Origin of the sequence: Streptomyces sp. MMG1121, from assembly GCF_001280015.1 — a bacterium.
Taxonomy (GTDB): domain Bacteria; phylum Actinomycetota; class Actinomycetes; order Streptomycetales; family Streptomycetaceae; genus Streptomyces.
The window spans coordinates 37,460-49,974 of record NZ_LGDV01000118.1; the positions used below are offsets into that span (position 1 = coordinate 37,460).

General features: G+C 70.1%; 13 protein-coding genes and 1 tRNA gene. 3 read left to right on the top strand and 11 right to left on the bottom strand.

The window, feature by feature from the left end:
• Window positions 1-42: 42 nt before the first annotated feature.
• The 9 genes from ADK64_RS11225 to ADK64_RS45855 form a co-directional block, all read right to left on the bottom strand.
• The gene (locus ADK64_RS11225) at window positions 43-993 is read right to left on the bottom strand and encodes a transketolase (RefSeq protein ID WP_053657675.1); all 951 of its coding nucleotides are present in this window, start codon (window positions 991-993) and stop codon (window positions 43-45) included.
• A complete protein-coding gene (locus ADK64_RS11230; RefSeq protein WP_078992607.1) occupies window positions 990-1,826 on the bottom strand; it encodes a thiamine pyrophosphate-dependent enzyme in 837 nt (278 codons plus the stop codon). Before ADK64_RS11230 ends, ADK64_RS11225 begins: the two co-directional genes overlap by 4 nt.
• Window positions 1,826-3,676, bottom strand: a complete 1,851-nt coding sequence (locus ADK64_RS11235) for a M20/M25/M40 family metallo-hydrolase (RefSeq protein WP_053657678.1) — start codon at window positions 3,674-3,676, stop codon at window positions 1,826-1,828. The genes ADK64_RS11230 and ADK64_RS11235 overlap by 1 nt, the downstream gene beginning before the upstream one ends.
• Complete coding sequence (argC, locus tag ADK64_RS11240) at window positions 3,673-4,725, bottom strand: N-acetyl-gamma-glutamyl-phosphate reductase (RefSeq protein WP_053657680.1); 1,053 nt, start codon at window positions 4,723-4,725, stop codon at window positions 3,673-3,675. Before argC ends, ADK64_RS11235 begins: the two co-directional genes overlap by 4 nt.
• Window positions 4,718-6,037, bottom strand: a complete 1,320-nt coding sequence (locus ADK64_RS11245; RefSeq protein ID WP_053657682.1) for an aminotransferase class I/II-fold pyridoxal phosphate-dependent enzyme — start codon at window positions 6,035-6,037, stop codon at window positions 4,718-4,720. The genes argC and ADK64_RS11245 overlap by 8 nt, the downstream gene beginning before the upstream one ends.
• Window positions 6,034-6,669, bottom strand: coding sequence for a DegT/DnrJ/EryC1/StrS aminotransferase (locus ADK64_RS11250; protein ID WP_053657685.1), 636 nt, complete (start codon window positions 6,667-6,669; stop codon window positions 6,034-6,036). Before ADK64_RS11250 ends, ADK64_RS11245 begins: the two co-directional genes overlap by 4 nt.
• A 14-nt stretch (window positions 6,670-6,683) precedes the next feature.
• Window positions 6,684-7,553 carry a RimK family alpha-L-glutamate ligase gene (locus ADK64_RS11255; protein WP_053657688.1) on the bottom strand — a complete coding sequence of 290 codons (870 nt, stop codon included), beginning with the start codon at window positions 7,551-7,553 and terminating at the stop codon, window positions 6,684-6,686.
• On the bottom strand, window positions 7,550-7,738 hold the full coding sequence (locus ADK64_RS11260; protein WP_053657690.1) for a lysine biosynthesis protein LysW: 189 nt from the start codon (window positions 7,736-7,738) through the stop codon (window positions 7,550-7,552). Before ADK64_RS11260 ends, ADK64_RS11255 begins: the two co-directional genes overlap by 4 nt.
• 221 nt (window positions 7,739-7,959) lie before the next feature.
• Window positions 7,960-8,115: a hypothetical protein gene (locus ADK64_RS45855; RefSeq protein ID WP_159046221.1), complete on the bottom strand. Its 156-nt coding sequence runs from the start codon at window positions 8,113-8,115 to the stop codon at window positions 7,960-7,962.
• 202 nt (window positions 8,116-8,317) lie between these two features.
• On the opposite strand from ADK64_RS45855, the gene ADK64_RS11265 reads away from it, so the two are divergent.
• The 3 genes from ADK64_RS11265 to ADK64_RS11275 all read left to right on the top strand — a co-directional run bounded on the left by ADK64_RS11265 (window position 8,318) and on the right by ADK64_RS11275 (window position 10,763).
• Entirely contained in the window at window positions 8,318-9,271 is a 954-nt protein-coding gene (locus tag ADK64_RS11265; protein ID WP_063789891.1) for a helix-turn-helix transcriptional regulator, read from the top strand.
• A gap of 544 nt (window positions 9,272-9,815) precedes the next feature.
• A tRNA-Arg gene (locus ADK64_RS11270) sits at window positions 9,816-9,891 on the top strand.
• Window positions 9,892-10,196: 305 nt separating this feature from the next.
• Window positions 10,197-10,763, top strand: a complete 567-nt coding sequence (locus ADK64_RS11275) for a Uma2 family endonuclease (protein ID WP_053657694.1) — start codon at window positions 10,197-10,199, stop codon at window positions 10,761-10,763.
• A gap of 432 nt (window positions 10,764-11,195) precedes the next feature.
• Here the strand turns inward: ADK64_RS11275 and ADK64_RS11280 are convergent, their stop codons facing one another.
• Both ADK64_RS11280 and ADK64_RS47120 read right to left on the bottom strand, forming a co-directional pair.
• Window positions 11,196-11,741, bottom strand: a complete 546-nt coding sequence (locus ADK64_RS11280) for a hypothetical protein (protein ID WP_053657696.1) — start codon at window positions 11,739-11,741, stop codon at window positions 11,196-11,198.
• A 59-nt stretch (window positions 11,742-11,800) separates the two neighbouring features.
• Window positions 11,801-12,424, bottom strand: a complete 624-nt coding sequence (locus ADK64_RS47120) for an MmpS family protein (RefSeq protein ID WP_234384535.1) — start codon at window positions 12,422-12,424, stop codon at window positions 11,801-11,803.
• Between the last annotated feature and the right edge of the window lie 91 nt (window positions 12,425-12,515).

The window sequence follows — 12,515 nt, forward strand, 5'->3', positions numbered from 1 at the left end:
CGTACGTACTCCTTGGCAGTCTTGGGGTGTGGGGAAGTCCGGTCAGCGCGCGCAGGCCCTGGAGAGCGCCTGCGGCCGGCCGCCGGCGCGGGCCCGGTGCACGGCCGCGACCACGGCGGGCAGGTCCAGGCCGAGCGCGGCCATGACCTCCTCGTGGTCACCGCCCTGTGCGGGCCAGCTCTGGTCCGCGCTCACCGGGGTGACCTCGCAGTGGGGCAGGAGCAGAGCGAGGGCCTCGGCCGCGCCGCCCTGGGCACGGTGCTCCTCGACGACGACGAACTTGCGGTGGTGGCGGGAGAGTTCGGCCGCGGCCTCGGTCAGATGCGGGTGGTCCAGGTAGGTCAGGTGCGCGTGGGCGGTGCCCGGCGTGTCCTGCCGTGCGGCCAGGGCCAGGCGGGTGCCCTCCTCGCCGACCGACACCAGACAGACGTCGGCGGGATCGCCCCGGTGCTCCCAGTTGACCAGCGGGGGCCGCTCGCCGGACCAGTCGAGCGACTCGTAGCGGGCATTGCGTCCGGTGCGGATGTAGTGCGGTGTGCCGGAGCGCGCCGCGTCCCGGACCACCGCGCGCATCTCGGCCTCGCCGTAGGGGGCCGCGATGGTCACGCCGGGGACGCTGCGCAGGATCGCGAGGTCCTCCAGGCAGTGATGGGTGGTGCCGAACCACGCCCCGGAGACGCCCGCGTACGGCGCCACCACGGTGACCCCGGCGGACAGATAGCCCAGGGCCAGCTTCAGGCTCTCCGCCGCCCGCAGCGCCGCGAACGGCGCGAAGGTGCTGACGAACGGCTTGTAGCCGCCGGCGGCGAGACCGGCCGCCATGTCCACCATGGCGCCCTCGGCGATCCCGAGGTTGAAGAAGCGGTCGGGGTGCGCGGTCTGGAAGGGGTGCCCCTTGCCGCCCAGGTCCGCCTCGAGACAGAGGATGGCGGTGTCGTCGGCGGCGAGCCTCGTCAGCTCGTCCCGGTAGGCGTCACGGCCCGAGAGGGTCATCGGATGGCTCGCTTCCACTTGGCTGCGCGCTCGGCGTCGATGGTCACGTAGTGGGAGGCGGCCTTGCCCTGTACGGCGGGCACGCCCTTGCCCTTGACGGTGTTCGCCACGACAGCCAGTGGTCTGCGGGCAGTCGACCGGTCCGCGGCGAACAGCTCGGTGAGGAGCCCCAGGTCGTGCCCGTCCGTCTCGGCCACCTCGAACCCGAAGGCGGCGAACCGCCCGGCGAGGTCCGGCAGCGGCGAGATGTCCGCCACCAGACCGTCGTTCTGGCCCCCGTTACGGTCCACGACGAGCACGAAGTTGCCCAGCTCCCGTGCGGCGGCGACCTGGCAGGTCTCCCAGACCAGCCCCTCCTGCAGCTCGCCGTCACCGGCGATGGCGATCCCGAGTCCGTCCTTGCCGCCGATCCGGCGGGCGAGGGCCCATCCGGCGGCGTAGGGGACGCCGTGGCCGAGGCTCCCGGTGGGGAACCGGACACCGGGGACCTTCGGGCCCGGATGACCGGTGTAGGGCGAACCCGCGAGGCCGTAGAGCGGCGCCGGGTTCTCCGGCAGGACGCCGCTGACGTGCAGGGCCGCGTACAGCCCGGCGGCCGCGTGCCCCTTGCTCAGGACGACCTCCGTACCCTCGTCGGCCGATGCCCGGTGCAGGGCCGCGACCAGGATGTCGAGTACGGACAGGCTGCCCCCCAGATGGCAGCCGCGGGGGCCGGCCGCCATGTCGACGACGAGCCGGCGGGCCTGTGCCGCGCGTGCGGTCAGGGTGGCGAGCACGGCCTGGCGGGTGTGGTCCTGTGCCACGGGTACGGCGGTGTCGAGTACGGCGGTCATCAGCGGCTCCTCTCGGGCAGGGCGAACCACCGGTTGACCGCGTCGGCGAGCAGCGAGCGCGCGGTGCGGTACTCCATGCCGTCGATGCGCTCCTCGTCGGTGTGGTCGAGCGAGGAGTCACCGGGCCCGTACGCCACCATCGGCACGTCGCGCCAGGTGGTGGCGAGCGTGTTCATGTCGGAGGTGCCCTTCTTCACCACGAAGCGGGGCTTGACCCCGGCGTCGGCGAAGGCCCGCGTGAAGACCTTGACCAGCGAGCTGGAACGGCCGCCCGCGTAGCCGGGGGTGGCGCGCAGCACCTCGATCGCCACGTCGTCGTCGGTCTGGCCGAGCGCGGCGGCGCGCAGCGCGTCGAGGTCGGCACCCGGCGGCACCCGGAAGTTGAGGATCCCGGTGGCCGAGTTGTGCTCGCGCTCCGTGGCGCAGCTGATGTCGATGACGGCGCTCAGGGCCTCGGGCGCCAGTGCGAGCACCGCGTCCCGGAGGGCACCGAGGGCTCCGGTCAGGCGGTCCGGGGCGGACACCGCGTCCATGCCCGCCGAGTGACCGCTGGGCACCGAGGCGGTCACCCGGAGCTTGAAGAGCCCGAAGTAGCCGAGGGTCAGCTTGTGCGAGCCGCTCGGCTCACCGATGACGACGGCGTCGGCGGGGTAGTGGTCACGGACGTGGTAGGCGCCCTTGGAGGAGGAGATCTCCTCCTCGACCGCGCCGACCACGCACAGCTGGCCGTCCTCCGGGATGTCCGCGTGCGCGAGCACCTCCAGGAAGTTCGCCAGGCTGCCCTTGGCGTCGACGCTGCCCCGGCCCCACAGCTCGCCCTTGTTCCACTCGACGGGCCAGTGGTGCGGGACCGTGTCGAGGTGGCCGAGGAGCAGCAGCCGCCGCGGGCCGCTGCCACGGGTGGCGACGAGGTTGCCCGCCCCGTCGACGCCGGCGTCCATCCCGCGCTCCCGGCACCATTCGGCCAGGAACGAGGCGAGCTCCGCCTCGTCGCCGGAGACCGAGGGCACCGAGACCATCTTGGTGAGCAGCGTGAGGTCGGCGGCGGGCTCCCTGGTGCGCCAGAAGCGGGTCCAGGCCGAGGGCTCGGTCATGGTGTGCGGGCCGGTGATGGCCACGTCCGCGCTGCCTTCCAGGGCGATCTCGGCCGCACGCACCTTCTGCCGCATCCGGCCGCCCGCGTAGCGCGCACCGTCGCCCGGATAGGCGTCGCACAGCGTCGAACGCGGGTCGTCCGGGTCGGTCAGGAGGCCCGCCGTGCCGGTGACCAGGCGCAGATGGTCGGCGTCGAGCGCGTTGGCCAGGACGGCGGCCAGCACATCGGCGTCCACGTTCAGCGGGGCACCGCCGTCGTGGTCCGCCACCGGCGCCGAGAGGCAGACCACGTCGTACGCGTCCAGGAGGGTGCTCAGACGTGCGCTGTCGACGCCGGTGGGGACGCCGGCCCGGTGGTCGCGCACGACGACGGACCGGCCCGCGTCGGTGTGTGCCTTCAGGGGACGATTGGCCCGGCCCGTCACCAGAGCGCCGCGCGCCGCGACGGCGGTGAACGCGCTCAGGTCCAAAGCCCGGAGGTTGTGCTCCACGGCGGGCAGAGTCACCTGCTCGTAGGCGTTGACCAGGTGCGCCATCTCCGCCGGCGGGCAGTAGCGCACCGCGTCGCCGTTGGCGAGCCGCAGGTGGGGCATCGGGCGGCCGATCGCCGCGTAGTGACGCTCGATGCCGGTGGCTCCGCCGGCCACGAGGAGCACCCGGGCGCCGCGGGCCACGAGCTCCGCGATCTCCTTGTGGATGGTCTCGCGGTCCAGCGTCGCGCTGCCCGCCTTGATCACGTACAGGGGCCTGGTCATGGTGAGACCGCCGTAGTGGGAAGACCGGCCGTCTCGTCGAGGCCGTGGATCAGGTTCATGGCCTGAACGGCTTGTCCGGCCGCGCCCTTGAGCAGGTTGTCGAGGGCGGCCACGGCGACGCACTGGCCGTCGCGCACCGCGATCGCGACCTCGGCGACGTTCGAGCCGACGACCGCCTTGAGCATGGGGAACTCCTGCGGCGCCTTGGGGGCCGGCCGGACCTTGACGAAGGGCTTGCCGACGTAGGCCTTGGCGTAGGCGCGCTTGACGTCCAACGGCGTGACGCCGTCCCGCAGTTCGGAGTACGCGCTGACCATGATGCCGCGGGACACATCGAGACTGTGGGTGGAGAACCGCAGGTCCACGGTGGCGCCGGTGAAGTCCGCGATGGCCTGCTCGACCTCCGGCGCGTGCCGGTGCCCGTGCAGCTTGTGCACGCGGAAGTTGCCGCTGCGCTCGGCGGGCGACTCGTCGCCGCCCCGGCCGCCACCGGTCGAGCCGGTCTTGGCGTCCACGACCACCCGGTCGGCCACCAGTGACTCGGCGAACAGCGGGTACAGGGCGTAGATGGTGGTGACGGCCATGCAGCCGGGCAGGCTGATGAACCGGCTCTCCGGGACGGCGCCGCTCAGCTCCGGTACGAAGTAGGAGAACTCCTCGTGCGGTGGGTGCGCGGCGGTCTTCGGGTAGTGCCTGCGTACCTCCTCGGTGTCCCGCAGCCGGAAGTCACCGCCCAGGTTCAGCACCCGCTTGGCGCACGCCGCGATCAACGGCAGCTGCTCGGGCAGGGCACCGGTGGGCAGACAGCCGAAGGCGATGTCGACGGGGTCGATCTGCGCGAACTCGGCCAGGGGCCGGAACTTGAGCCCGGCGGCCTTGGGGTGGTTGCGCAGCCAGGGGTGGACGCTGCCGACCGTGGCACCCGCGCTGCGCTCCGCCGAGAGGAACGCCAGCTCCACATGGGGGTGTTCGAGGAGCAGTCGCATCACCTCGCCACCGGTGTATCCGCTGGCGCCGATGACGCCCACCCGGATCTTCGGCTCAGCCAAGGCGGGCCGCCTTCTCGTAGGGGCGGCGGTAGTCGCCGCTCTCGACGAGCTTGCGGATGGCGTCCGGGCGCCGGGCGACCTTCCGGAAGGCGTCGGCGTAGCGCAGGATGCGCTCGTACTCGACCGGAGAGCGCAGCTCGCGGCAGAGGACGAGGGTGCTGTCGAGCATCTGCTGGGTGACCGGGAAGTCCTGCGGGCGGTGGTCGCGCACCGCGCCCGGGTTCAGCGAGAACGGGTAGCCGTTGCCGAAGCCGGCCCGGTGCTGGAAGGGCAGATGGCACGGGATCGGGGTGTTCTGCCACTCACGAGCCGGTACGCCCTCGGCGACGAGCAGTTCGTGCACCGCCTCCTTGACCGCGTACACGGGCAGATCGCCCAGGCCGACGGCCTCCGGGTGGAGGGTGACGCGGTACATGTTGTAGGCGTGCACGTGCCCGTCCGGCACCTGAGGCGGCGTGAACAGACCGGTCTCGTGCAGGGCCTCGCCGAGCAGGGCGGCGTTGCGGGCCCGGATCTGGTCGTAGTACGGCAGCCGCTTGAGCTGGCTGGTGCCGAAGGCGGCGGCCACCCACGACATGCCGTAGTCGATGCCGTGCCGCTCCAGGTAGGAGACGGCCCTGTCGTACGCCTCCTCGGTGGCGAAGAAGGCGATGCCGCCCTCGCCGCCGAGCGGGAAGTTCTTGTCGGCCATCAGGCTCTGGCCCGCGGCGTCGCCGAAGGATCCGGCGACCTGGTCGCCGATCTTCGCGGAGTGGGCGTGCGACGCGTCCTCGACGAGGGCGATGCCGTGCCGGTCCGCCAGGGCGCGCAGCGCGGGCACGTCGGCGGGCAGGCCGTGGACGTGCACCGGCATGAGTGCGCGGGTCCGCTCGGTGACCGCGGCGGCCGCGGCCTGCGGGTCCATGCAGTACGTGACCGGGTCGACGTCGACGAACACCGGGACGGCGTGGGCGGCGACGACGGCCTGCGCGGTGGCGATGAAGGTGAACGCGGGCACGATGACCTCGTCGCCGGGCTGGACGCCCGCGCCGACGAGCGCCATGTGGAGACTGGAGGTTCCGCTGGCGGTCGCCAGGGCGTGGTTCGCCCCGACGTAGCCGCGGTAGGCCTCGGCGAACTCGCCGACGACCTTCTCCGGGTCCTGACGCTGCGCGAGCATCAGGTTGAAGACGTCCTCCTTCGTGATGACGGGGAAGAGCGTGCGCCGCAGGGCCTTGGGGATCATCGCTCCGCCGCCGAGGGCGGCCAGCTCGTCCTCCAGGTCCTTCTCGCTGGGCAGGGGCAACGGGGCTGCCGGGAAGTCAGTGATCATGAGCGTGCTCCGGAAGCGGCGGCGGGACGTGCCGCCTGGGTCAGGGCCATCCGCGCGCAGGCGGCCACCAGCGGGCTCAGCCGGTAGTTGAACTGGACGCCGGGTACCAGCGAGGCGTCGGCCTCGTCCTGCGTCCACATGGTGCGCAGGTCGTAGGCGCCGAAGATCTTCAGCCGCTCGGCGCGAGCCCAGATCTGCGGGTCGTCGGTCAGGACGGCGGCGGCCGGTCCGAAGCCGAGCCCGGTCAGGTCGATGACCAGGGCGGGCGCGGTGCGGCCGGCGGCCAGCTCGGCGAGCCGGTGGGCGTTGTCGGCGTCGAGGGCCAGGTAGTCGTACGCGGCCGGGCCCTCGCCCGGGTCCGTGACCCGCACGCCGAGCCAGTTCAGGAACGCCGCGGTGGACGCGTCCTGCCCGGGCAGCGCGGCGGTGTCGCCGTGACCGATGCCCTGGCCCGCGAGGGCCGCGTGGATCGCGCCGGTACGGGAGTTGAGGAGGACGGCCTTGGCGCGTCCGGTCTGCTTGGTCAGCAGTCGTTCCAGACCGGGCAGTTCCCGGTCACTCTTCTCGATGCTCATGACCACGCCCGAGGTGAGGACGCGGGCGAGCACCGTTGCGGTGTCGAATGGTTCCATGGGTCTTCTCCGTGTCACACGGCCGCGGCGGCGAACTGCTCCGCGATGTAGGCGGCGAGGTGGCCTGCCACGTTCACTCCGTGCTGGGCGGAGGAGCGGGCGAATTCGGGGTTGGCGTTCACTTCGAGCACCAGCAGCTCACCGGCGGCCCGGTCCTCGACCAGGTCCACTCCGTAGAAGCCGGGCCCGAGGGCGTCGACGACCTGGCCGCAGAGCTTCTCGATCTCCGCGGTGATCTCGATGCGCCGGACCTCGGCCCCGAGATGGGTGTTGGTCCGCCAGTTGTCCGAGACGCGCTGGATCGCCACGACCGGTGTGCGTCCGACGACCACCACCCGCAGATCGTGGCCCGGCTTGTCGACGTATTCCTGTACGACGACGGGGAACAGCTTCCCCGCGGCGTCCACGGACTCACGGCCACCCGCCCAGGCGTCCACGCACTCGGCGTTGGCCATCTTGGTGACGCCGCGTCCCCAGGACCCGCTGACGGGCTTGACGATGGCGGGAAGGCCGAGGTCGGCCACGGTCGCACGGACCTGGTCGTAGCTGAAGGCATGCCGGGTCTCGGGGTGCGGGATGCCGTGCCGGGCGAAGAGCAGGGCCTGCAGGCCCTTGTCGTTGCAGGTCTCGATGGTCGCGGCGCGATTGAGGGTGGTGATGCCCGCGTGCTCAAGCCGGCGGGAGACACTGGTGGCGTCGCGGTGCGACAGGTTCCTGATCAGGGCGAGACGCGGCGGGCCCGTGCGGCCCGCCACGACCTCGGCCAGATCCTCCGTCAGCAGCGGTTGTGCCGTCAGACCCTCGTCACGCAGGGCCCCGAGCAAGAGCTTCTCCTCGGGGCGCAGCATCGTGACCGAGAGCAGGACCTGGTCGGCGATGGTCACTCGCCCCAGTCCTCTTCCACCTCGGGAGCAAGGTCCAGACGCGCGCCGGCTTCGGATTTCTCGATGACCTCGTGCTCCTGGCCACAGGCCGTGCACTCGGTGATCTCGCCCCTTTCCCAGTCCTCCTGTATCTCGAATTCGGTGTCGCATACGAGACACTTCGGAGGCGCAACTGCTGTAGTCATTCTCCGGACTCCTTCTGTAAATCGGCATGGCGAAATCGCCGGATGGCGAGTTCGGTCGAGCGGATCGACGGGGCGACATCTTTCAACGCCCCGTCCGAGAGCGGTACGTCACACGACGGCCGGGTCAATTGCCGTCAGTTCATTAGCTGATGACGTACCGTCAGTTGTGTCGCGCGCCGATCACGCACGCGGCCGACGCGGATCGACGCGGGCGAATCGATTTAGGCCCAGCCCTGGTCCTGGGCAGCGGCCGAGGTCACGGCGCTGGAGGCGGTCGGCTGACCGGTGCCCTCCGAAACGGCGGAGAGGGCGATCACCGAGGCGGCGGCAATCGCGAACACGCCGACAGCCCTGCGAATGAACTTGACGTACTTCATTTCCATCCCCCTGAAAGGTCTCCGAGCGGCGATTCATGTGCTGTCGCCGCCCCCCATGGAGATCATGCCCCGGAGGGGAGGTTGCCAGAAGCGAATGCGAGGGCCATGATCTTGCATTGCAGGAATCTGAAGGGGGTAGCTCGTGTGCGGTAACGCAGACGCAAACGGAGCCAGAGCGCATACGGAACTCTGCAGCGAGGGGATGGAGGTCTACCGGACCGCGACCCTCAAAGGCAGGGTGACGCGGGCCGGTGCCCCCGAGTGTCTGGCCACGCTCGGGCTGCTGGCTCCCGCCGTGGACGATGCCGAGGCCCTCGTGCCGATACCGCCCACGGTCGCGGACGCGACGCTGGTGCATCAGCTGGAGCAGCAGATCCTCGAACAGCAGCAGGCCGTATTCGCCATGCGCGCGTCAGTGGCGCAGGCGGAAAGCGTCTACCGGAGCCTGCAGCAGGAGAGGGGCGAGGCCGTCCAGCGGCTCACCGGCGCGTCGGTGATCGCCGCCGCGGTGGAGGTGGAGGCCCAGGCCGCCAAGAGCGAGGTGCTCACCGCCCATCCCGGTGGCGGCAGGCCCGAGGACGTGCTGGCCAAGTCCCTGACCTACGCGCTGGAGGCACAGAAGCGGGGCATCAGCCAGCGCACGCTGTACCAGCACACGGTGCGGACACACGGCCCCACGCTCGACTACATCAAGGCCGCGACCGAGGCGGGCGTGGAAATACGCACCGTCGACGAGGTCTTCGACCGGCTCCTCGTCTGGGACCGCTCCGTCGCCCTCATCCCCGACAAGGACAGCGAGCACCACAACCACGCCCTCAAGGTCACCGACCCCGGCATCGTGCACTTCCTCGCCTCGGCCTTCGAACACGTCTGGGAACGCGCCGTACCCGTCGTCTACGAGCCCGACCAGCAGCGCCCCAGGCTCCTCACCAACGAGACCCGCATGCGCGTATTACGACTCATGGTCGACGGCTACACCGACGCCGCCATCGCCGCCCGACTCGGAATCAGCACCCGCACGGTGGCGACCCACCTGAAAAAGGTCTCGGACGAACTCGGCAGCAACAGCCGCGCCCAACTCGCCTATCTGACGGCCCAGAGCGGACTCCTGGAATGCCCTCCGGCTGCTGACCGCCCCGGCGGAAAGAGGTTGTGACCGAGGAGGCTTCCGTGTCGAGGGGGCGGGTACGGTGAGCCGGGCGGGCGGCGGCCTTGTGGACACCGCGACATCCCAGGTGCCCGCGCCATGACGGAAGCCGCGGTGGTGCATGATCGCGGCACGGTGCTGCTGGACGTGGCGTGGCGCTCATGATCGCACCGGACGAGGTCTGCGTCACGGACGCCGGGGTGCCGCGGGCCCGAGCCGGCCGTGCTGAGCCGACGGGCAGGTGATCGTCGACCTCGACGACGTGCCCGTACCGCCACACCCCGCCCGGCGGCCGAGTACGGCACGCGGCCCACGGCCGTCACCGAGCGACACGATCTTCTCCTCGCGAACCCAGCCGGTCACCACCCGCAGCCCCCGGCACCGTGCGCAAGATCCTCCAGCCAGCCACATCCCCAGTGCGTCGCGCGCACCACCCGCTACACTGGCGTCGGCGAGCAGACCCTCACCGGTCGATCACCAACCTGTCCAAAACATGTCAGGAACCTGGTCGCGTGCGTGACCTCGTTCTGGACACGTTTGCCGACAGAGCCCCGCCTTCGTAGCTCAGGGGATAGAGCACCGCTCTCCTAAAGCGGGTGTCGCAGGTTCGAATCCTGCCGGGGGCACCATGTAGTTCGTTGCTGACCTGGGATTTCTCCCCAGGGAGGCGCTCTCTTCGGCCTCGGGCTTCTTGTCCGGGGCCGTTTGGGGTGACCAGCGGTGTACTGCTGGCTCAGTGACGGGCGGGTCTGCGCAGGTCCGGAGTTCAGCCTCTCCCAGAGGCAGGCCGGCGACCACGACGTCGTGGGCTCACCAGTGGGAAGCCAGCCGACGGGGAGGGTGCGTGAAGGAGATCGGCGTGCCGGACGGGTGGTGGACAGTACGCTGAATCCAGCGGGATCGGGCCCGCGGCACAGTGTCCGGGAGGTGCTTCATGACGGCCGAGATGGTGGCCCCGGCATGGATGCATGAGCAGATCACGGCGGAGGAGTACGAGTCCTGGTCCGAGGAGCAGTGCGCCGGTATCGAGATCGTGGACGGGATGGTCGTCGTGAGTCCGAGTGCGTCCAAGCGGCACAACCGGCTGGCGCGGATTCTGGCGAACGCCCTGGATGCCGCCGCGGGCCCGGAGTGGAACGCCGACACGGACTTCGACGTCCGGCTTCAGGACGTCCCGCTCACCAATCGCCGCCCGGACGTCGTCGTGTACCGCGCAGACACGATCGACATCACCCCCACCCGCCCCGAGCACGTGTTGCTGGTCGTGGAGGTGGTGTCGCCGGGCTCGGAGACCACCGACCGGATCGTGAAGGTCGACCAGTACGCCAAGGCAGGCATCGGCTTCTACTGGCGGATCGAGCAGGCCGCGACAGGCGTTCCTCTCGTGTACACCTACGTTCTCGACCCCGCAACGAAGACCTACAGGGACGGAGACGTGTTCACCGGCGTCGTCAAGGCGGCAGCTCCCTTCCCGGTGGAGATTGACCTCGGCCAGGTCTGACCTACTCACTGCTCGGCAGTCGGCAGCGCGTGTGTGCGATACATGAGCGGACGGCCCGCTACAGGGCAGCATGAGCCGGATCAAGTGGCATTCCGTACGGTGCTGACCTTGGGAAACAGCACCGCGCGGCAGCACCCGGCAAGGATTCGATCCAACGCTGAACGGGTGCCGCGGGTTCGAATCCTGCCTGGGGCACAGTATGGAGCAGGGCTACGCCTCTGGAACTCCCAGGTCAGAGAGGGTCCGGGCCGCGGGTGCCGACCTACTGAGCATCGCCTAAACGATCAGAGGGAAACCGCAGGTCACTCCAGACGCGAACACCCCCGTACGCCATCAGGGTGCTGTTGGTTGAATCGGGCCTTGCGCGACGTCGGCCTCCAACCAGGTTGGGGGTCGGGAAGCAAGGCCGCCGCACACCCGGCCTTCGACGCCTCATCCTCCCTGGGCTGTGACGTCGGTGATCTCCACGGATACATTCGTGCCCGCCGAAGCAGTGCTGATCATGGACGGCGTGTAGTTCAGGCTCGTCCGGTCCGACAGTTCAGCTGTCTCGATGACCGGGCCGGACTCGTCGCCGTGGATCTCGTAAGTGATCTCGTAGACGGCGTCCGGGTCGATACTCTCGCTGTCCCCCAGGTAGGTGAGGGTCGGCTCGACCGTCACATTGCAGCCAGCCGTCCCGAAACACTGCCGCTTCGTGGTTCTCAGCTCGATGGTGAAGCTGTCGGCGGTCACCTCGGCGTACGACGGCGTGGGGGTCGGTGTCTCCGTGGCGGCCGCCTCCGTAGCGCCGCCCGTCGGATTGGCGGCTGCGGCCTGCTTGCTGCCGTGGCCGGAGTGCACTACGACCATGCCGGTGCCGACGACCGCCACAATGACGGCGGCGGCTGAAGCCGCGATGACCAGGCTGGCGCGGGACTTCTTCACCGGTGGTGTCGGGTTGTACGACGGCATCGGCGGTGTGCCGGTGTCGGTCATGGTTCCCCCAGAGGCAGTTGTTCGGTTCGAGGATGGGCAGCCGGGAATCCGGACCGCTCTTACTGCCAGCCACCGGTGAAGTCGCCGCTGAGCTGGGCGTCGCAGATGTTGTAGCCGCCCGACGCGTGCCCGGACTTCGTTTGCCCGTCCACGGTCACGCTGCAGTTGATGTCCCCCGAACCCTGCAGTTGGGCGTTCAGCGTGTAATACATCGCCCCCTTCTTGAGGGGCAGGGTGGCCTCGAACTTGCCGTTCTTGAACACGCCCTTGCGGGTGTCGCTGTCAGAGCCGTAGTTGATGTCGAGACCGCCGAGCGCTCCGGCCGGAGCGGTCCCCCAGATTTTGAAGACGACGGTCTTCGGGGCGCCGGACCCCTTGCTGTCTCCCTTGGCATCGGCGGCCGTCTTGTTGCCGGTCGTGGTGGTGGACGTGGACTTCGAGCCGCTGCTGCCGGAATCGTTCGAGCCGCTGCCGCTGACGGCAGCGGCTGCGATGCCAAGGGCGACAGCCACGCCGACGAGGCCGAGACAGCCGAAACCGATGACCTTCCCTGCGCCAGGTCCCTTTTTCGGCGGCTGCGGCTGGAACGGCGGCTGCCCGTACGGCTGCCGGCCGTGAGGGGCCTGGCCGAAGGGATGCTGCGGGCCAGCCCATCCGGGATGCTGCGGCGGCTGGTTACTCATGGGTCCCCCTGAGGTGTCCGCTGTCGAAAGCAAGATGTGTGACATGTGAAGGTGGCGCTCGGTTGCCGCTTACCTGCGGGATTCACCCCAT